General features: G+C 49.9%; 23 protein-coding genes. 14 read left to right on the forward strand and 9 right to left on the reverse strand.

What is annotated here, in order from left to right:
- From LDL35_RS06890 to LDL35_RS06905, 4 genes are all read left to right on the forward strand, one after another.
- A partial coding sequence (locus tag LDL35_RS06890) for a pyridoxal-dependent decarboxylase (protein ID WP_304020828.1) occupies positions 1-629 on the forward strand: 629 nt, incomplete at its 5' end.
- Positions 610-1,158: a hypoxanthine/guanine phosphoribosyltransferase gene (gene hpt / locus LDL35_RS06895; protein ID WP_304020832.1), complete on the forward strand. Its 549-nt coding sequence runs from the start codon at positions 610-612 to the stop codon at positions 1,156-1,158. The genes LDL35_RS06890 and hpt, both read left to right, overlap by 20 nt.
- On the forward strand, positions 1,142-2,083 hold the full coding sequence (gene dph2, locus LDL35_RS06900; RefSeq protein WP_304020835.1) for a diphthamide biosynthesis enzyme Dph2: 942 nt from the start codon (positions 1,142-1,144) through the stop codon (positions 2,081-2,083). The genes hpt and dph2 overlap by 17 nt, the downstream gene beginning before the upstream one ends.
- Positions 2,080-2,688: an METTL5 family protein gene (locus LDL35_RS06905; protein ID WP_304020838.1), complete on the forward strand. Its 609-nt coding sequence runs from the start codon at positions 2,080-2,082 to the stop codon at positions 2,686-2,688. The genes dph2 and LDL35_RS06905 overlap by 4 nt, the downstream gene beginning before the upstream one ends.
- Before the next feature lie 37 nt (positions 2,689-2,725).
- On the opposite strand, the gene LDL35_RS06910 is transcribed toward LDL35_RS06905, so the two are convergent.
- Positions 2,726-2,905, reverse strand: a complete 180-nt coding sequence (locus LDL35_RS06910; protein WP_048067551.1) for a hypothetical protein — start codon at positions 2,903-2,905, stop codon at positions 2,726-2,728.
- A gap of 99 nt (positions 2,906-3,004) precedes the next feature.
- Positions 3,005-3,457, reverse strand: a complete 453-nt coding sequence (locus LDL35_RS06915; RefSeq protein WP_304020842.1) for a DUF371 domain-containing protein — start codon at positions 3,455-3,457, stop codon at positions 3,005-3,007.
- A 19-nt stretch (positions 3,458-3,476) separates the two neighbouring features.
- Between LDL35_RS06915 and LDL35_RS06920 the strand changes: the two genes are divergently transcribed.
- Positions 3,477-4,058 (forward strand): HVO_0476 family zinc finger protein, encoded by a 582-nt coding sequence (locus LDL35_RS06920; protein ID WP_304020845.1) that lies wholly within the window; start codon positions 3,477-3,479, stop codon positions 4,056-4,058.
- A gap of 6 nt (positions 4,059-4,064) precedes the next feature.
- On the opposite strand, the gene LDL35_RS06925 is transcribed toward LDL35_RS06920, so the two are convergent.
- A complete protein-coding gene (locus LDL35_RS06925) occupies positions 4,065-4,769 on the reverse strand; it encodes a hypothetical protein (RefSeq protein WP_304020848.1) in 705 nt (234 codons plus the stop codon).
- Between the two features lie 123 nt (positions 4,770-4,892).
- Between LDL35_RS06925 and LDL35_RS06930 the strand changes: the two genes are divergently transcribed.
- Entirely contained in the window at positions 4,893-5,720 is an 828-nt protein-coding gene (locus tag LDL35_RS06930) for a CBS domain-containing protein (RefSeq protein WP_304020850.1), read from the forward strand.
- Here LDL35_RS06930 and LDL35_RS06935 read toward each other — a convergent pair.
- From LDL35_RS06935 to LDL35_RS06945, 3 genes are all read right to left on the reverse strand, one after another.
- Positions 5,693-6,871, reverse strand: a complete 1,179-nt coding sequence (locus LDL35_RS06935) for an NDP-sugar synthase (RefSeq protein WP_304020853.1) — start codon at positions 6,869-6,871, stop codon at positions 5,693-5,695. The genes LDL35_RS06930 and LDL35_RS06935 overlap by 28 nt on opposite strands.
- A 68-nt stretch (positions 6,872-6,939) precedes the next feature.
- On the reverse strand, positions 6,940-7,260 hold the full coding sequence (locus tag LDL35_RS06940) for a hypothetical protein (RefSeq protein WP_011449574.1): 321 nt from the start codon (positions 7,258-7,260) through the stop codon (positions 6,940-6,942).
- Positions 7,261-7,304: 44 nt separating this feature from the next.
- Entirely contained in the window at positions 7,305-8,474 is a 1,170-nt protein-coding gene (locus LDL35_RS06945; RefSeq protein ID WP_304020857.1) for a redox-regulated ATPase YchF, read from the reverse strand.
- 39 nt (positions 8,475-8,513) lie between these two features.
- On the opposite strand from LDL35_RS06945, the gene LDL35_RS06950 reads away from it, so the two are divergent.
- Together LDL35_RS06950 and LDL35_RS06955 are read left to right on the forward strand one after the other, a co-directional pair.
- A complete protein-coding gene (locus LDL35_RS06950; protein ID WP_304020861.1) occupies positions 8,514-9,104 on the forward strand; it encodes a pyruvate kinase alpha/beta domain-containing protein in 591 nt (196 codons plus the stop codon).
- A 3-nt stretch (positions 9,105-9,107) separates the two neighbouring features.
- Complete coding sequence (locus tag LDL35_RS06955) at positions 9,108-9,959, forward strand: hypothetical protein (RefSeq protein ID WP_304020863.1); 852 nt, start codon at positions 9,108-9,110, stop codon at positions 9,957-9,959.
- Here the strand turns inward: LDL35_RS06955 and LDL35_RS06960 are convergent.
- Positions 9,956-11,170, reverse strand: a complete 1,215-nt coding sequence (locus LDL35_RS06960) for a TIGR00297 family protein (RefSeq protein WP_304020864.1) — start codon at positions 11,168-11,170, stop codon at positions 9,956-9,958. The two genes, LDL35_RS06955 and LDL35_RS06960, sit on opposite strands and share 4 nt — an antisense overlap.
- 174 nt (positions 11,171-11,344) lie before the next feature.
- On the opposite strand from LDL35_RS06960, the gene LDL35_RS06965 reads away from it, so the two are divergent.
- The 4 genes from LDL35_RS06965 (at position 11,345) to LDL35_RS06980 (ending at position 16,437) form a co-directional block, all read left to right on the forward strand.
- A complete protein-coding gene (locus LDL35_RS06965; protein ID WP_304020867.1) occupies positions 11,345-12,340 on the forward strand; it encodes a tetratricopeptide repeat protein in 996 nt (331 codons plus the stop codon).
- A 91-nt stretch (positions 12,341-12,431) separates the two neighbouring features.
- Positions 12,432-15,029: a valine--tRNA ligase gene (locus LDL35_RS06970; RefSeq protein ID WP_304020868.1), complete on the forward strand. Its 2,598-nt coding sequence runs from the start codon at positions 12,432-12,434 to the stop codon at positions 15,027-15,029.
- Positions 15,030-15,136: 107 nt separating this feature from the next.
- Complete coding sequence (locus tag LDL35_RS06975; protein ID WP_304020871.1) at positions 15,137-16,180, forward strand: AAA family ATPase; 1,044 nt, start codon at positions 15,137-15,139, stop codon at positions 16,178-16,180.
- Complete coding sequence (locus tag LDL35_RS06980; RefSeq protein ID WP_304020872.1) at positions 16,177-16,437, forward strand: hypothetical protein; 261 nt, start codon at positions 16,177-16,179, stop codon at positions 16,435-16,437. The genes LDL35_RS06975 and LDL35_RS06980 overlap by 4 nt, the downstream gene beginning before the upstream one ends.
- 8 nt (positions 16,438-16,445) lie before the next feature.
- Here the strand turns inward: LDL35_RS06980 and tmk are convergent, their stop codons facing one another.
- Entirely contained in the window at positions 16,446-17,066 is a 621-nt protein-coding gene (gene tmk, locus LDL35_RS06985) for a dTMP kinase (protein WP_304020881.1), read from the reverse strand.
- A complete protein-coding gene (locus LDL35_RS06990; protein ID WP_369694892.1) occupies positions 17,051-17,731 on the reverse strand; it encodes a HisA/HisF-related TIM barrel protein in 681 nt (226 codons plus the stop codon). The genes tmk and LDL35_RS06990 overlap by 16 nt, the downstream gene beginning before the upstream one ends.
- Before the next feature lie 44 nt (positions 17,732-17,775).
- On the opposite strand from LDL35_RS06990, the gene LDL35_RS06995 reads away from it, so the two are divergent.
- Positions 17,776-18,462, forward strand: coding sequence for a (5-formylfuran-3-yl)methyl phosphate synthase (locus LDL35_RS06995; RefSeq protein ID WP_304020876.1), 687 nt, complete (start codon positions 17,776-17,778; stop codon positions 18,460-18,462).
- A 1-nt stretch (position 18,463) separates the two neighbouring features.
- Positions 18,464-18,828: IMP dehydrogenase (locus tag LDL35_RS07000; protein ID WP_304020878.1), on the forward strand; the 365-nt coding region annotated here is incomplete at its 3' end.

Genomic DNA, 18,828 nt, shown 5'->3' on the forward strand with positions numbered 1-18,828 from the left:
GTGTTGCCGGAACCACGGAGTACGGCATGACCGACCCTATCCCGGCCCTTGGGAAACTGGCTGAACAGGAGGGAGTACATCTCCATGTAGATGCGGCATTTGGCGGATATGTCCTCCCCTTTCTTGATGATGCTCCCCCTTTTGATTTTTCAGTCCCCGGAGTAGGATCCATCGCAGTCGATCCACACAAAATGGGATTGAGCACCATACCATCAGGAGTCCTGATGGTGCGTGATGAGCAGGTCTTTTGTAACCTCCTGGTGGAGACACCATACCTTACCACAAAGCAGGCGTACAGCCTGACCGGAACACGACCGGGTGCATCGGTGGCTGCAGCATATGCCGTTATGGCCTATCTTGGACGAAAAGGAATGAAGGCTCTTGTCACCGGCTGTATGGAGAACACCAGGCGGTTGATTGAGGGTATGGAGGCATTTGGTGTTTACAGAAAGGTTACCCCGGATGTCAATGTTGCAACCTTTGAGCATGTCAGTGTTCCCTCCCCCTGGGTTGTCTCGTACACACGAAAAGGCGACCTTCGTATCGTCTGTATGCCTCATGTCACCCGCGATGTTGTGGAAGCATTCCTGTCAGACTTTGGAGAATCATATGTATCCCATATTAGTTAATTCACTACTTTCCTGCCCGATTGTAAAAAAGGGCGAATATAACTATTTTGTCCATCCGATCACCGATGGAATACCAGATATCGATCCTGGCCTGCTTCGGGAGATTGCCGTTGGTATGATCCGTCTTCTGGATCTTACTGACGTGAAATATATCGTAACCGCAGAAGCCATGGGAATCCCGATTGCAACTGCTCTCTCCCTCATGACCGATATACCGGTGAACATCATCAGGAAACGAAAATACGGGCTTCCTGGTGAGTGTGATGTCTGTCAGGTCACCGGGTACTCGAAGGGTGAGATGTATATCAACGGGGTCTGTAAAGGGGACCGTATCGTCATCGTTGATGATGTCATCAGCACCGGGGGGACCATGAACGGGATTATCGAATCTCTCCAGAGTATCGGCGCAGAGATCGTAGATATCGGCTTTGTGATTAAGAAAGGAAGTCCCAGTCTGAAACTCCCCTACTCTTATCTGGTCTCCATAGAAGTGACCGACCGGGTGAGGATCATTGATCAGTCTTCCTGACCTGCATGAGCGGCTGAAAATCTTGGGGTGTCATACGGTGGCACTCCAGGCACCGGAGGGGTTAAAACGACTTCTCCCCCGGCTTGCCCATGACCTGCGCCATCTTGGGTATGAGGTTATCATAAGCGGGGATCCCTGTTATGGTGCCTGTGATCTTGACCTTCGTGCACGGGATCAGGCAGATGTGCTGGTTCATATCGGGCATACACCGGTTGATGATACAAAACAGGTTATCTATGAACCCTGGCCGGTTGACGGGGACCTCGCGGTTATCAGTGACGTTATCCCGCGGCTGAATGAGAGAAGGGTCGGACTGGTAACTACCATCCAGCATATCCATCTTCTTCCAAGGGTTGCTGAACTCATCCGAAATGCCGGGATTGAGCCGGTTATCGCCGAGCCGTCACCACGGACCCCCTGTCCTGGCCAGGTGCTCGGATGTTCGTTTAATGCTGCACGAAAGACAGGGACTGATGAGATCATCTTTCTCGGAACCGGCCTTTTCCATCCCATAGGCATCCAACTTGCAACCAGGGCACGGGTATTTGCCTGTGATCCCATAACAGGGAGGATTGAAGAGCCGGATGCAGACCGGCTGCTCAGGGTTCGGTTCGGCCTTATTGAGAAGGCACGGGATGCTGAATCCTTTGGCATCATCGTCTCATCAAAGACCGGCCAGTGCAGATCAGAACTTGCAGACCATCTCTGTACTCTTTCAGATAAGGCATACCGGATCATGCTCGGAGAGGTATCGCCAGACCAGCTCCTGAACCTGGGATTTCCCTGTTATGTAAATACGGCCTGTCCAAGACTTGCATACGATGACCAGGTCAGGTTCTCTGTGCCGGTACTGACACCCTGTGAGTTTGAGATTCTGTGCGGGGTCAGGGAATTTGAAACGTACGAAGTGGACGAGATACCATGAAACTCAGGCAGCTAGAGATGCTGCTCCAGCGGGTCTCTGGCTTTGATAATCCTTGTGCAGAACGGGAACAGTATCAGACACCTGCACCGCTTGCTGCACGACTTATTCATATGGCCATGCTTGCCGGAGACATCACTGACCGTACAGTAGTGGACCTTGGATGTGGCACCGGCATTCTTGCTATTGGTGCTGCACTTCTCGGAGCTGAGGTCGTTGCAGTTGAGGATGATATGGAAGCTATCAGGATAGCAGAAGCCAACGCCAGTGACCTTGGATGCAGCATCAGGTTTATCAGAACCGATATCACTGACGAGGAGGCCATAACCCTCATTCCTGAATGTGACACGGTTATCATGAACCCCCCGTTCGGAGCACAGACGGAACATGCTGACCGGCCGTTCCTTGATATGGCTCTTATGAAGACTGATGTTATCTATGGGATCTTTAATGCAGGGTCCGGCCCTTTTATCACCGAATACATAAAGGGCAGAGGCGAGATAACCGCATCAGTGCTGGCCGGGCTTACCATCCCCCGGACCTTCTGGTTTCATACCCGTGACCGGCATGAGATACCGGTTGAGATACACGTAATCAGACGAACCTAAAAGAGAATATGTGTGCAGAGACCCCTCTGCATCTTTTTTAATCCTTGACGAGGATAAAACCGATTCCGGCAAGCATGATACCAATGAGCAGGGCTACAATCCCGATTGCACCCTTGACGACATTGATAACATCAGGAAGGAAAAACCAGATACCATAGGCACCACCGATAACAAGCAGGATGCCGACAATTAACATTCCAAGTCCCATTTTATCCATATAGAGTATCCTCCAGTCTTGAATTACAATACACGTTTGTTTCAAGGATAGTAATAAATCATTCCCAAATACCGGATTTTTACCCTGACTTTGACCACATCAGTCTTCAGGGGTAAAATATTCTGCAACCAGCAGAACACTCATCTCTGCACCACCGGCGAGAAGGGTTATCATCTCCCTGGGCAGGTCACGGGCAGTATGGTCAGCATAGATACCAATGGTCCGCCCGCAGGTGAAGGATGAACGTCTCCAGACCAGATCAGTCGGATGAGTAAGGGAAAGACCGGGATCTCCCCGTGAAGTTATCTGCACTTCATACGGGCCGCAACAAAGCGTGGTGGTAAGCCGGCAATCCGGATGGTGCAATGCATCACGAAATCTGCGGCTCAGGTCCAGCGCTCCTTTGTCAGCTCCCACCGCGATAATACAACTGCCTGCCAGGGAAAGTTCATCCTCTTTCGTTATCTCAAAGGTTGTGCGATGAGTTGCCGTTACATTCGGATGCCCGTGAGCAGTAAGATACTCCTCTTCCCTGACCATGTATTTACACACTCTCTTCCATGTGTAATCAATGGATCTGGTAGATGCCTATTGTGCAACTTGTAAAGAAGAGACAGAACAGGAGGTTCTGAGTGAATCACGCGATCTCATCATCCGCTGCACCGTGTGCGGACTGACATCCCGACGACCCCTGCCGCCTGAGCCTGAACCGGTATATATCAAGACCATCGTCAGCAGAGAAGCCGAATCGTACGTTGCGAAGGCTGAACTGATGAAGGGAGAAGTGGTCGAAGTCGGTGATTACATCGTTGCCGAACGGGATGACGGAGAGGGCGCCGGTGTCGAGATCATGTCCCTGGAAGTCGGTGACAAGAGAGTTACGAAAGCCGTTGCCGAGGAGATTAACACCATCTGGTCACGGGCTATCGATGAGGTTATTGTCAGAATCTCTGTTCATGACGGAAAAAAGACGATACCAATGTATGTTGCCTGTGACGGGGATGACCGGTTTACGATAGATGAGATTGTATCCATTGACCGGGTCAGGGCCAGAATTGATCATATCTGCCTCAGAAATGGGATGATTCAAAGAAGAAAAGGAAAATATGAAGTGGCAAACCGCATTAAGCGGATTTATGCCTACCGGCTATAACCGGTTTTATGATGTTGTCAGTTTGGTCAGTGTGATCTCTACCGTTGGATATCCGTAATTTAACGTGATATTTGCTGCATCCCGGTCAACAACGGTTGCAGTCCTGATATATGACGTCGGGGTTGCATTATCCAGAGGGATCTGTGGCTGGTCGATAAATGCCAGCGGAACCTGATCTCCTTTCTTGACATTTGCAAAACTCTCTCCGGTGATATTGACAAACTGTTCCATGCTCATCTGCCTGGACATCTGTCCTGCATACGGGTAGGTCAGAACCTTTGAATCACCAACACCCATGCCGGCAATCGAGTTACTGATCATATCAACCTCAGGGCCGAAGAGACCAAACTCCATCACTCCGTACTCGTTATACGGGTTTACGACCTGAATCGGAATAAGATCCTCGCCTGATGAGACATTGACTCTGACCGGAAGTGAATTTGCCTTAAAGGTCATGACCGACGGGTCCTGTGCCTTGGTGATTACAGAAAGGACACTGGTTACGACCGGACGGTCCTGCGCGTCACGGAAGGTAAAATCAACGAGTGCAGTGTTTCCCGGCTTTGCCTGAGTAAAGATGTTCAGCCATGACATACCGAACATTGATACAACCATAAAGACAGCCATCAGAACACAGACTGCGACGATTCCAATTTTCGTCCAGTTTGTCTCTTCTTTCTTTTCTGAAGGCTGGTGGCGGAATCCTTTCATTCCTATTACGTAAACCCTGCCTGAAGATAAAGGATGCAACTTGATATTGACCGGTCAGGTATCAGGATATTTCCCTGGTTTTGAAACGATGGATTCATACCTGCAAACGGTGAGTAGATTCGTATGGAAAAAAAGAGGGTCCGTGATTACATGACCACCGACGTGGATACCGTCGCTCTGACGGGGACCGCGCGAGAGGTAATCCATGCAATCAGGGTCACCTCTCATGACGGGTTCCCGGTTGTTGACGGGAATGTTGTAGTGGGATATATTGCTGCACGGGATCTCCTGTTTGTGCACCCGGATACTCCGGTCAGGGAGATCATGAGCCATCATCTCATCGTTGCAGATCCTGAGATGGCTATCAGCGATGTTGCCAGGGTTATCATCCGCTCAGGTATTCAGAAACTGCCGGTTGTAAATGAGAAGAATGAACTGCTTGGCATCATCTCCAATACTGACGTCGTGCGATCCCAGATAGAACATGTCTCTCCTGAGAAGGTCTACAAACTCATGGATACCATCGAACGGCTCCATGAGATAAAACCACATCTGTCAAAAGGACCGGTCCAGGTCCATATGCTCCTTCCCACCCAGTCTCGGATCTACATGGACGAACTCGAAGGCAGGATTTATGAGATTAAAAAAGGACTTGCTGAACCGGTCATCGTGATAAAAAAGCCGGGCCGTCTTATCCTGGTCGACGGGCACCACCGGGCGGTCGCTGCGAGAAGACTCGGGATCAAGATTCTTGAGGCATATATCATCGAGATCCTGGAAAATCTGGAACTTGGTCTTGAGCGGACGGCAAAAGCGATGAACCTCAAAACCATCGATGACATCCAGATCATGGACTATGCCCGCCATCCCCTTGTTGCCGGAACACACCGGTTTGGAGGGATGGGGACCGTTGTCCCTGAACCTCAGGATCCCTCACAACGGGTATCATAAGAGTCATTGAGCATATGTTCGGTCACGGTCGTTCCATCAGGGATCACCATATCCGGCCAGATGCGGGTATTTGAGTGAACAGTCACCCGGTTTCTGATTACTGTCCTGGGCCCTATGACCGAACCATGCTCAATGCTGCATGAGTCACCGATCATCGCCTCATTATCGATAATCGCACCTGACACCGACGTTCCCTGCCCGATGACCACCCGGTTATAAAAGGAAGAGGAGAGGACGCGGACATTGTTCCGGATAATACAGTTCTTTCCGATTGATGTGTATGGCCCGATGAGGACATTGTCCCCAATAGATGTCCCGCTCCCGATAGCAACCGGTCCGATGATCCGGCTGTTATGCCCCACATAGATGGATCCGCCAAAGTCTACCGGACCCTGAATGTGGGCGTTTTTGATATCCATATCACCGGAGATGTTTGCATAGCTCATCTCCTGGAGTTTCCATTTTTCTGCAAGCCGGAGGGATGCCGGGCTCCCGACATCAGACCAGTTCCCGCGTGCAAGCCATCCGTCAAGGATCATGCCCTTTTCCATGAGCAGGGGGAAGAGGTTTTTTGCAAAGTCAAACTTGGTCTCATCAGGAATGTAATCAAAGATATCAGGAGAACAGACATACATCCCGGTTGAGGCAAGGTTTGAGAAGATCTCACCAGGACCTGGTTTTTCCCTGAACCGTCGGATTCGGTTTTCAACATCAATCTCGGCTATGCCATACTCGGAGGGATCATCAACGCTGATAAGCCCAATCGTGATAATAGGTGACTGTTTGAGATGGTCACGGTAAAATTCCAGAAGATTGATGTCGGTTAAATGGTCCCCGCCGACTACCAGAAACGGCTTTTCACCAAGGAGGTGACGGGCATTTTTCACACTCCCGGCCGTTCCGAGTTTTGTCTCCTCATACACATAACTGATAGTGGCACCAAACAGGGCTCCGTCTCCAAGCGCCTGCTCTATTGCATCGCTCTTGTACCCGACGGTGATGATGATATCGTGAAATCCAAGGTTTGAGAGATGGGATACCAGATGCTCTATTGAAGGTTTGTTAACGATTGAGATACATGGTTTCGGGCGTTCAAACGTAAGCGGACGGAGGCGTGTTCCCTCGCCACCGCACATGATACAGACCTTCATATCGAGTATGTAGGATCTGCGGACATTTAAGGATATGACAAATGCAGGGTTTCAAAACCCAAAAATGATTACAGACTGTCCAGACTGACCGAGTCAAAGTCCTGGACAACCTCAGAGATATCCTTAACGCCGAACGCGGTTTTCACGGCGGTAATCTCGAGCTCTGATGCGATGCCACACATATAATCAAGCACGTCAATTGAGAGTTCCTTCTTTACTTTACTCTGTTTTAACTGCTCGACCAGGTGACCGATCATCTCCACATCTTCACCACGAAGCTTGGCAAGGCTGATGACACACATGTATATCCGGGTCAGATTCCTGTCGGTACCCGTGATCGTGTCAAAGAAGTTCTTTAAAACCTGGGCCTGATACACCTCGCCGCCCATATGTAATCCATTATATTAGTTCATTAGTATAAAAAGATGCGGATTTATTTTGCGGTACTGACGATCTTGATGATATCGCCATCTTTTAAGACTGCACTCTCTTTAATCCGCATCTTTGTCTTTGCATCGATTGCATACAAAAATCCCTTTCCAATATCGGTATGCACCTGGTAGGCAAGATCATGCGGGGTTGAACCCTTCTTCATCAGGAAGGCATCAGGAAGAACCCTGCCCTGACCGTCTGTCAGATGCGTCTCATCCTCAACCGGATACAGGACGATCATATCCAGCAGCTCAAAGACCGCCCGGTTTATGATCTCCTGCACTCCTGTCCCGCCATGGGCATCCATATAGGCCTTCATCTTCATAAGACCTGCTTTCTGGGCATCGCTCAGCCTTCCCTCGTCAGGAATTGAGAAGGATGCGTCACCCGGATGATAGGTGATCATATGCGATGCAGCAGCGGTCCGGAGAGCGAGTTCTGCTGCGCCCGATGTCAGGATGGCACCTGAATCCTTCACCTTTGTGAGCAATTCCGGAGAGGCAAGATCTGCCTTATTACCGGCTACAATCATCGGCTTTGCTTTTCGCATCAGAATCTTTGAAAATTCAATCAGATCACCGGAGGCGGTCAGCCTGAGCTCTATCCCTGCCTCACGCTCTGCCTCCATCACATGTTCTTCCTGAATGGAGAGGCCGGCAAGGATATCGGCAAGTCCTGCATAGATGGAGAATGAGCGGGACTGGGCCTGTCTCTGCATCTTTGGCCAGTGCTTTTCAATGATCCCAAAAAGCCACATCGCCATCTCGGTCTTGAGCATGGGGATCTCTTCCAGCGGATCATGACTCCCCGGATTATCCGGATTTCCTTCAATGTCCGTACTTCCGCTTGCATCGATGACCTGGATGATGGCATCGGCCTGACGAAGGTGGTCAAGGAACTGGTTTCCAAGACCCTTCCCGGTATGTGCCTCGGGCACCAGGCCTGCAACATCAATCAGGTGGACGGCAATATACCTGATCCCGTCTGCGCAAACACCACACCGATGCGCAAGACTGGTACAGGGGCAGGGAACCCGTACATAGGCAACCCCCCGGTTTGCATCAATTGTCGTGAACGGATAATTGGCAATCTCGGCCGGTGCCATGGTTGCTGCCCGGTATAATGTCGATTTGCCACAGTTTGGTTTTCCAGCAAGTGCGAGGGTGATCATAGATGGTCCTCAAATCCCAGTGCGAACTAACAGGTATGTATGGGATACTGCACCAAAAAAGTGTATTATTTTGATAAACCAGGTGAAGCCAACACCAGGGATGCGATCAGGATTGGTGCTGAACGTGCACAGGAACTTGGAATTTCAACGATACTCGTGCCAAGTACGAGTGGGAAGACCGCACGGGTGGCATATGAAGAACTCAAAGGAACACCTCTTCATCTTGTCATTGTAACCCATGTTGTTGGTTTTTCAAACCCCGGAGTCTGGGAGTTTGATGCAGACCTCGCAGCAGATCTCAGAAAAGCCGGAGTGACCATAATTACCGGCACTCATGTCCTGTCAGGCCTGGAACGCGCATTTTCGTCCTCACCCAAAGTCGGCGGGGGATCACGAAGTGAAGCGGTTGCAGAGGCGTTTCGCCGGATCATCGCGGTCGGCCTCAAGGTGGCCGTTGAGTGCACCCTGATTGCGGCAGACCAGGGCGCTATCGGCGTATCAGATGAAGTCATAGCCCTTGGAGGGACCGCAAGCGGAGTTGATACCGTCTGTGTTATCAGACCGTCCCACACCCAGAGATTTTTCGATCTCCAGGTCAGGGAGATCGTTGCAATGCCACGGGACAGGTAAACAATGTTATCAGTATTACCCCTGACCATCAAGTTCACGATCCGCCATCTCTTCAGAAGACCGATCGTCTGGATACCGGGACTATATGCGGGGTGTATTGCAGCCCTGGTCATCTGGCTTGAGTTCACTGGCGGAATGTTTCTTGCCGGAAAGATTGCCATGCTGGGCGCAATTGCATTCCCGTTCTTTCTCAGTGTGCTCAATTATCACTTAGAAACCGATGAGAAGAACATGAAGATCCTGGTCACGGTCGCCCTTCGGGGTTATTTCCCGATTGTTCTTCCGGTCATCGTCCTTGCAGGGTTCGTTGTTGTGCTCGCACTTCTGCTGAGCGTTCCCCTGTCAATCATGGGATATGGGAGTGATCCCTTTGCTCTGACCGGGCTCATGCTGGGGATTGGCATTCCGGCTCTGCTCTTCTCACTCTATATTGACAACGTCGCGGTGTGTGAGCGGACGAAGATTTTTGACACCCTGAAGCGGAGCATGGAACTTGTCACAATCAAAATTATCACCGCCATCTGGTTTTTTGTTGTGAGCGGGATTATTGCAGTAATCGTATCCCTCTTTGGAGCATTCCTGTGGGGAGCGATTCTTGGGAGCCGGTTTACCCGGTTCATTGATATGAACCTGACAGAGCAGCAGGAGGTTTTTTCACAGTATACCCTGACCGACTGGCAGGCCCTCATCGGTCCGGAAGGGACAATTGTTACCGCACTGGTCTTTGGATTTGTTACGTTTCTTCTCGTACCAATCCTGTTCACCTTCAAATACGAGTGTTATCAGGATGCAACTGATGTGGTCTGGGATCTCTCAGGGGAAACTGATGAAAAGGGAAGACATTTCAGGCTTTAACCGATTTTACCGGTAAAAAAGGATAGTATTGCCCAGAGGACGGCAGTAATTATTGCTCCCCCCAGAGTTGCAAGGAAATTGGTCCCTGCATTCCCCCAAAAATGCTTATTTTCAAAGAGTTCTCCAAGCAGACTGTCAAGATTCGTTCCGATAAAACCTCCAATCATTGCTGCGACAAAGATTGAAAAATCGGCAACTCCCAGAAGGACGCCACATGCCGATATAAAGATCGCACCAAAAAGTCCTGCAACTTCTCCTAAAAAGGAGACGCCACCGTTTGTTCCCTCAGGGACCGGCTGGAGTGTAGTGATAAGGCGGGGTCTGCCTGAGCATACACCGATCTCACCTGCAACGGTATCTGCTGCAGCAGTTGCAACACTCCCAAGATATGCCGCAATAAAAACCGGGTGCTCTGTGACACCATACCCAATTGCAGCACAGACAGACACGAGACCATTCGCAAACACATTGACATACCCCCTGGCACCCCCTTTTGCCTCTTCCACATGGAGCGACTTTTTATAATCCATCTGGTACCGGGTGGCAATCGCCCCAAGAATAAAAAACGCAAGCATAATCAGGAACCATGAGATTCCGGCAAAAACGATAAGAATGACTCCTACAAGAGCAGCAGAGAAGAGCCCGGGGATGTCAGCGGTCTTCAGCCGGTAGGCAAAATAACTAAACCCGAATGCAATAACAACGGCGGTTCCGACAAGAGGAAATGCAGCCTCATACTCAAGATCCTCGATCAGAAGCATAACCAGTGCCACTACCACCAGTTCAATAGCGGTTGCATTTCTCTGTGAACCCAGGATTGAATGAAGGAGGACACAGACCGTTGCACCGACAACGGCGGAAAGCCAGGACTGCTCCCCCAGGTACTCCATCACAAACGCCGTGATAAGAAGAGCACAGATAAACGACAGGGCATACTCAATCGTTTTTCCACCCGTCAGGGAGAAGACCAGCTCCTTGGTTGTAACGATGAGGATCGCAGCATATAAGACAAAAACCGGAAGGATTCCTATAAGACCCAGCACCCCGATGAACCCGAGTGCTATCGAGAGCCATTTTTCAGCGGTTTTAAACCATATAGACAGGGCGGCAATGATAACCAGAAGTCCCGGAACCCCTGTCGGGAGATAGGGTGATATTATCAGGAGAAGAACCGCCAGAATGAATGCAATCCATCTCACTGTGTGCAACATAGGGTACGTATTTAGCTAGTCACTCAATATAATCTATCCAGAGCCCTTCCGAAACCCTATATCCTCCGGCATCGATGGGTACGAAGGTGTCACGTCCCTATGCAGGATATCAATACAGGTTTCATAATACGAAGATTTACGCTCATAATTGTACTCATTTTTAGTCTCACATTCATGGTATCGGCAGCACCGACCTACGCACCAACCGAGGGAAAAAATCCTCTGAAGGTGTATTTTACCTTCCCTGGCGGAGAAGAATGTGATTCTGTCAAATGGACATTCGGAGATGGAAATACATCACAAGCAATCACTACGGATCATACCTATTACGCTCTTGGGATGTACTATCCGACCTGCTCGTGTGAACTCCCTGGTGCCAATACCTCCTATTCATATGACTATGTGTATGTCATCCCCTGGTCCTCCAGTATCAGGGACAGCGTCACCGGTGGAAGACCAAAACAGACCGTGGTAAACAGAACATCAGAGGGTCTTGACTTTGACTCCCTGAAAAAACAGGCCGAAGGACTTGCTGCTATCGGTGAGATGAAGCACGCAGCCGATGCATATGCAGATCTGAAATCCCAGGGAATCCTTGATTCAGAAACCCTCACCACCTACGGAGATGTCCTGACCGGTCTTGGACGGCTGACTGAAGCCGAGGCCGTTTATAACGAAGCCCTTGCCGAAAAAGATTCTGCTCCGATCCTCAAGAAACTGGCAGATGTCCTCTTCTCTCTTGGGAAGACCAAAGAGGCCATCGATGTGATGAACCGGACTTTAGCCCTCGCACCGGATGATGCCGGGGCATATGCTTCGTATGCGTCATTTCTTCAGAAGGCAGGAAAAACCGCGGAAGCGCTTGATGCATATAATCAGTCTTTCAAACTTCTCGATGCGCAGCCTGAACTCTGGTCTGAGTATGCGGATCTTCTTTCATCCCTTGGCAGGAACGCCGAAGCAGCTGATGCCTATGACCATGCTATAAAACTAGGTATGTTTGGCTCAGATATCTGGAACAACTATTCCAGAGTCCTGCAGAAACTGGGGAGAAAGGATGAAGCTCAGCGTGCGAAAGAGCAGGCGATGAATACCTACGCTCCTATCGCTCTCCCCAGGTACAGCTCCAGTGACAGTATCCCCTCGTGCGGTATCGGCTCACTCTGTTAACTCATCTCCTTTTTCCTAAGCTCTGACCACCTGACATAAGGGACTGACATTCCATCATCTACATTACCCTTTACCTTCAAACGTATGGGCAATGTCTCGGGTCTTGCGGGAACTTCCCAAAACCTATGAATATCGTGAGGTGGAAGCACGATGGCAGCAGACGTGGAAGGATGAAGACGTCTACTTTAAAGAAGGTTCTGAAAAACCACAATTTGTCATTGATACGCCACCACCATACCCAACCGGGGAATTTCATATCGGAAATGCGTTCAACTGGTGTTATATCGACTTTTTAGCCAGATACAAGCGGATGAAGGGGTACAATGTCATGTTCCCACAGGGGTGGGACTGCCATGGCCTTCCAACCGAGGTGAAGGTTGAAGAGATCCATAAAATTACGAAGAACGATGTTGACCGACAGAAGTTTCGTGAGATGTGCCGTGAACTGACGATAGGTAACATCAAAAAGATGCGGGCATCCATGCGCAGGATGGCCTTTTCCATCGACTGGAGCCACGAATACATCACCATGATGCCGGAGTACTTCGGCAAGACCCAGCTCTCATTTCTGCGCATGTATCACGCAGGACAGATTTACCAGTCTGACCACCCGGTCAACTTCTGTCCACGGTGTGAGACCGCCATCGCATTTGCCGAGGTCAATTACAGCGACCGGACAACAAAACTCAACTACTTTAACTTCTCCGGGCTGGAGATTGCAACATCACGCCCGGAACTTCTGGCAGCCTGTGTGGCGGTTGCCGTCCACCCTGATGATGACCGGTACAAAGGTCGGAAAGGCGAACATCTGAAAGTACCCCTGTTCGGTCATGAGGTCCCCATCATCTGTGACGAAGCGGTTGACCCGTCCTTTGGTTCTGGGGCCGTTATGATCTGTACCTTTGGTGACAAGCAGGATGTCATCTGGTGGAAGGTCCATAATCTCCCGCTCAGAAAAGCAATTGACAAGACTGGTCATATGACCCAGATAGCCGGGAAGTATGAAGGGATGGATACTACCAGCTGCCGGGAAGCAATCCTTGCAGATATGAAGTCCGAAGGGATTCTGCTCCGCCAGGAACCGCTTGAGCAGCGTGTCGGAACCTGCTGGCGGTGTAAGACACCTATTGAGATTCTTTCCGAGCACCAGTGGTTTGTCAAGATCCCGCACGAAGCCGCATTAAAAGCCGCAAAGGAAGTCAAATGGTACCCTGAACACATGTTTCTCCGGATGGAGAACTGGATCTCCCAGATGGAGTGGGACTGGTGTATCTCACGGCAGCGAATCTTTGCATCCCCCATCCCGGTCTGGTTCTGTAAGGACTGTGGTGAGATCATCCTGCCGGAAGAGAGCGAACTGCCCGTTGATCCGACGGTTGATGTACCAAAGCGGCCATGTCCGAAATGTGGCAGTTCGAACTTCATCCCGGAGACTGATGTCCTTGATACCTGGATGGACTCATCCATTTCAGTGATGCATGTGACCGGCTGGGACGGAACACAGAAAGTGCCTCCCCTGTTCCCCGCACAGATTCGGCCACAGGGTCATGATATCATCCGGACCTGGGCATTTTACACTATCCTTCGTGCAGTATCCCTCACCGGTGGAAAGCCCTGGGAGCAGATCCTGGTAAACGGGATGGTTCTTGGAGAAGACGGATTCAAGATGAGTAAGAGCAGAGGCAATGTTACCGTCCCTGAAGAGATTCTTGAACAGTACGGTGCTGATTCCCTCCGTCAGTGGGCCGCCCTTGGTGCTGCAACCGGATCAGATATCCAGTTTAACTGGAATGACGTGGTTGCGGCAAACCGGTTCCTTACCAAGATGTGGAATATCTCACGCTTCGCCCTGATGCAGCTTGACCGGGCATCATACAAGGTTGATGCACCGGTGACCGCTCTTGCTGACCGATGGCTTTTGACCAAATTAAGCCAGACCGTCCGGGAAGTATCAGAATCACTTGAGACATACCAGTTTGACAAGGCTCTGAAAGCGATACGGGAGTTTGCATGGGATGTTCTCGCAGACAATTATATCGAGATTGTAAAAGGCAGGCTCTACTCCGATTCAGATACGCGTGACGGGGCCTGTGTTGCAATCCGGACATCCATGGATGCAATCTGCCGGATGCTTGCACCCTTCACCCCGTACTTTGCTGAAGAAGTCTGGTCCTTTATGGAAGAGAGTTCTGTACATCAGCAGCCCTGGGTGACGTTCTCCTATGAGGATGAAGAAGCCGTCAGGTCTGGTGAGATCCTGGTTCAGGTCATCTCCGAGATCAGACGGTACAAGCATGACAAAGGCCTTGCCCTAAATGCACCGCTCGGCAATGTGACCGTATATACAACCCGTGCAGTTGACGATGCAGGAGATGCAAGCACTGCATCTAACTGTACACTTACCTGGAAGACCGGAATGCCTGAACTGACACAGGTTGTCAGCGGGGTGAAATTTGACATGGGTATCATCGGCCCGAAACTCAGAGGGAAGGCAAAAGGATTCATGCAGGCAATTGAGGCATTACCAAAAGAGAGCCTTACCTCTGTTCCGGCTATGATAACTGTTGACGGCGAAGAGATTGCAGTGCCTGAAGGTTCAGTACTCCCCCAGCTCTCCTACACCGTTGCCGGAGCCAGTGTCGACCTGATTCCGGTCAGTGACAGTCTGGTAATAACGATAGAGCAGTAACCCGGCTGTCAGAAATTATCAATCAACATTTTTTCAGTCCTCAAGTGGAGTAGTAAAATCAAATATCCTTCAGTGTTAAGCATATATACCATAAGTCTTTCCTAGCAATGACACTGACATCACTCACTATCCGGAATTTCAAAAAATTCGATGATGTGACGATACCTCTTGGAGACCCGGTGGTTTTTATCGGCCCGAATAATTCAGGAAAAACCACGGCCCTTCAGGCACTTACTCTTTTTGCGATCGGCATCTCCAAAATTCTCGGAAAAAAGGAGACTGACTTCCCTGATAAAGAAACACCAGGAATCACCATAAACCGCAGGGATCTTCTCGCGGTTCCTGTTCCTGCAGCCTCATTGCTCTGGCGTGATCTTCAGATACACAGAATGGCTCTGCCAGAGAGACAGCAGGCTACACCAGACATCCCGATTGTAATTATTGTTGAAGGAATTACCAACAATAAACCCTGGGTATGCGGTCTTGAATTTGATTATGCCAACCCGGAGTCTCTCTATTGTCGCCCGATAAAAGACAAAACCGGGCATGTATATCCTATTCCAAAAGAGATTACCGGGTTTGCCATAGCATTCCTTCCGCCGATGTCAGGTCTTGCAGCACATGAGATTAAGTTAGAGACCGGAGCCATTAACGTAAAGATAGGTGAAGGCAGAACAGCAGACGTTTTGAGAAATCTTTGTTATCAGATAAGTTCATCAGGCGATACTGAACCCTGGATTTCGGTTGTCAATACTATCAGAGAACTGTTTGGAGTCACCCTGCATCCTCCGGAGTACATTATTGAACGGGGGGAAATTACTATGGTCTATGAAGAGATGGGGACCGGAGTCATCCTTGATATCTCATCAGCAGGCAGGGGATTACATCAGACACTTCTCCTTCTTGCCTATGTGTACTCACATCCAGGAGCCGTTCTCCTTCTGGATGAACCGGATGCCCATCTTGAAATATTACGACAACGTCAGATCTTTAATCTCCTCATCCATTCTGCACGAAAAACAAACAGTCAGATCATTGCAGCAAGTCATTCTGAAGTTGTCCTGAATGAAGCTGCGGATAAGGCTGCTGTAGTGGCATTTATCGGGAAACCCCATCTTATCGAAAAGAAGGCAAGGCTTGAAAAGTCATGATAGAATGTCTTGTTGATGCAATCCCTCCCAGAGCATATCGTGACCGGAATGACCGGTGGTGGTCTGAAACAAAGATGAGTGATGACTTCCTTGAACCACTCTTTGCCGAATTTTTTAAGAAGTCTGGACAAAAAGTCCTGCTCAGGAAGGGTGGCTATTATGAAATTGCCCGATATATTCGCCCTGAGGAGATTGAACCTGAAGTGATTGAGAAACTGGACGCCATATATAAAATTGCATCCAATTTCAAAGAATGAACCAGGCATTACGACTTCTTTTTCTTTCTGTTCATCTCATCAAACCGGAACCGGATCGCCTCACCTGCAACTTTCAGTATATGCTCTGGTGGCAAAGTCCCGTCCAGTATAAGGAACCGGGCTGTATCCTCTTCAACCAGCTGCATATAATACTCCTGAACTTTGGTCAGCACTGATTCCTGCTCAAAATGTTCTCCGCTTCCGCGTTTTCCCGTCCGCTCCAGGGCGACATGGACCGGAACGGCAAGCAGGATAGTAAGATCCGGCATGATCGTCCATCCATGATGCACGGCCCGTAACCAGGTGAGGGGGTCAGGAATTATCCCCTCAAGGGTAACCTGCTGGTAGACAAGTCTGCTGTCAATATACCGGTCAGATATGACCAGACGATCCGCAGAGAGGGCCGGGCGGACGACTTCCCGGAGATGGGCAGCATGATCAGCAACGAAGAGGAGGGCCTCTGCAATCGGGTCGGCATGTTCCCGGATGGCACGACGGACTGCCTCACCAATCCATGTCGATCCTGGTTCACAGGTGATCACCGGATTAAGGTCAGCAAGATAGGGGCCCAGGGCTTTATGAAGGGTTGACTTCCCGCTCCCGTCTATGCCCTCTATGGTGACGAGCAGAATGTTCCCCTCCTGATGTACTCAATAGGAATTTTCCCGGTGTGAACAGCGGTTGCGATAATTGCCCCGTCAAACCCGGCTTTTTCAAGGAGCACCAGATCCTCTTCTGATGAGACACCGCCGCCCCAGAGCAGGGGTCCTGCATATGCTGCCCTGAACGCAGAAAGCCTCTCCGTGTCAAGTCCCCGTCCGGTCCCGACCCGGCCGATGTCAAGGAGTATGACCATCTCAAACCGGTACTGATTGCAGGATGAGAGAAACGTGACCGGATCTCTGTTCCAGGGTATCACCAGATCATTTTTCATATCAACCGAGAGGACGCCCTTCGTGAACTGATCCAAGGTATCTGCAGCGGTCTCAGTCCCGACGATCATACTGACACCCAAAATATCCGGCATATCATCGGGGCCTTTACATCCACGGTCAAGGAGTATGCGTTCAGTCCGCTTTGCAAGTTCAGGAATCAGGGCATCATGATCACCGTTTCCGCATATCCGGTCCAGATCTGCAATATATAAAAATCGGGGTCTCATCTGTTCGATAAAGCGGATCGGTTCAGCAGTATCTGCGTGCAGTGAGGTTACCGGGACGTACCTGTCCCGCATACCGCTCTTTCCATGAACGATTTTTCCGGATTTCAAGTCTGTGGCAAGATATAGGTCCATATTCCAAACGTAATCACTATTTAGATACCGGTTCCATAAAATGTATGCAGTTGCTTGTCAGCCCAGCAACAATAGAAGAAGCAAAGAAGGCACTTTCAGCCGATATTGTCGATGTGAAACGTCCTGAAGAAGGATCTCTCGGAGCCTCTTTTCCCTGGATAATCAGGGCAATAAAAGATCTTACCCATAAACCAGTCAGTGCAGCCATTGGAGATTTTGACTATAAGCCAGGAGGAGCAGCGCTTACTGCCCTTGGAGCTGCAGCAGCCGGGGCAGATTATATAAAGGTCGGGCTGATGTTTGATGGAATAGAAGAAGCGGAGATGCTGATTCATTCCGTTACCCGTGCAGTGAAGGAGACCTATCCGGAAAAGATGGTTGTCATCGCTGCATATTCAGACTGGGAACGCCTCGAAACCATCTCACCATATGATATGGCACCTCTCGCTGCAAAAGCCGGTGCCGATATCTCCATGGTGGACACAGGCATTAAAGACGGCAAATCGACCTTTGAATTTATGGATGAAGCCAGGCTTGTCGAGTTCACAAAGTTAAACCAGAAACTTGGGATTAAAACTGCCCTTGCCGGTTCATTAAAATTTGAGGATATTGAGATCCTCAAACGGATCAACCCTGATATCATCGGGGTGCGGGGGATGGTGTGTGGCGGAGACCGCAGAGCAATGGTGCAGGAAGAACTTGTTTTAAAGGCAGTCAGTATGGTTCATTGAAATGTATATCGAAAAATTACAGGCTGAAACAGGACTTACCTTTGATGATATCCTGCTCGTCCCGGCCGCTTCAGAGGTGGAACCGGATCAGGCAGATGTCACCACCCGTTTTTCACGGAACATACCTTTGAATATTCCTCTTGTCAGTGCGGCAATGGATACCGTCAGTACCTCATCCATGGCGGTCGCTCTTGCACGGGCCGGCGGGATTACGGTTATTCACCGGAACATGACCCCTGAACAGGAGGCAGAAGAGGTCAGGAAAGTCAAGCATGAGTCTGAGATAATCCAGCGTGAAGTCCTCACGGTCACTCCGGATTCACTCATCGCTGATGTTGACCGGATGATGACCTACCACGGGATTGG

Source organism: Methanospirillum hungatei (assembly GCF_020216685.1).
GTDB lineage: Archaea > Halobacteriota > Methanomicrobia > Methanomicrobiales > Methanospirillaceae > Methanospirillum > Methanospirillum hungatei_B.

What these genes read in the sequence shown, in the direction of transcription:
- hpt (WP_304020832.1), top strand. Translation starts at nt 610, where the DNA reads ATGTATCCCATATTAGTTAATTCACTACTTTCCTGCCCGATTGTAAAA.
- LDL35_RS06905 (WP_304020838.1), top strand. Translation starts at nt 2,080, where the DNA reads ATGAAACTCAGGCAGCTAGAGATGCTGCTCCAGCGGGTCTCTGGCTTT.
- LDL35_RS06910 (WP_048067551.1), bottom strand. Translation starts at nt 2,905, where the DNA reads ATGGATAAAATGGGACTTGGAATGTTAATTGTCGGCATCCTGCTTGTT.
- LDL35_RS06920 (WP_304020845.1), top strand. Translation starts at nt 3,477, where the DNA reads ATGGATCTGGTAGATGCCTATTGTGCAACTTGTAAAGAAGAGACAGAA.
- LDL35_RS06925 (WP_304020848.1), bottom strand. Translation starts at nt 4,769, where the DNA reads ATGAAAGGATTCCGCCACCAGCCTTCAGAAAAGAAAGAAGAGACAAAC.
- LDL35_RS06930 (WP_304020850.1), top strand. Translation starts at nt 4,893, where the DNA reads ATGGAAAAAAAGAGGGTCCGTGATTACATGACCACCGACGTGGATACC.
- LDL35_RS06935 (WP_304020853.1), bottom strand. Translation starts at nt 6,871, where the DNA reads ATGAAGGTCTGTATCATGTGCGGTGGCGAGGGAACACGCCTCCGTCCG.
- LDL35_RS06940 (WP_011449574.1), bottom strand. Translation starts at nt 7,260, where the DNA reads ATGGGCGGCGAGGTGTATCAGGCCCAGGTTTTAAAGAACTTCTTTGAC.
- LDL35_RS06945 (WP_304020857.1), bottom strand. Translation starts at nt 8,474, where the DNA reads ATGATCACCCTCGCACTTGCTGGAAAACCAAACTGTGGCAAATCGACA.
- LDL35_RS06950 (WP_304020861.1), top strand. Translation starts at nt 8,514, where the DNA reads ATGGGATACTGCACCAAAAAAGTGTATTATTTTGATAAACCAGGTGAA.
- LDL35_RS06955 (WP_304020863.1), top strand. Translation starts at nt 9,108, where the DNA reads ATGTTATCAGTATTACCCCTGACCATCAAGTTCACGATCCGCCATCTC.
- LDL35_RS06960 (WP_304020864.1), bottom strand. Translation starts at nt 11,170, where the DNA reads ATGTTGCACACAGTGAGATGGATTGCATTCATTCTGGCGGTTCTTCTC.
- LDL35_RS06965 (WP_304020867.1), top strand. Translation starts at nt 11,345, where the DNA reads ATGGTATCGGCAGCACCGACCTACGCACCAACCGAGGGAAAAAATCCT.
- LDL35_RS06970 (WP_304020868.1), top strand. Translation starts at nt 12,432, where the DNA reads ATGTCTCGGGTCTTGCGGGAACTTCCCAAAACCTATGAATATCGTGAG.
- LDL35_RS06975 (WP_304020871.1), top strand. Translation starts at nt 15,137, where the DNA reads ATGACACTGACATCACTCACTATCCGGAATTTCAAAAAATTCGATGAT.
- LDL35_RS06980 (WP_304020872.1), top strand. Translation starts at nt 16,177, where the DNA reads ATGATAGAATGTCTTGTTGATGCAATCCCTCCCAGAGCATATCGTGAC.
- LDL35_RS06990 (WP_369694892.1), bottom strand. Translation starts at nt 17,731, where the DNA reads ATGGACCTATATCTTGCCACAGACTTGAAATCCGGAAAAATCGTTCAT.
- LDL35_RS06995 (WP_304020876.1), top strand. Translation starts at nt 17,776, where the DNA reads ATGCAGTTGCTTGTCAGCCCAGCAACAATAGAAGAAGCAAAGAAGGCA.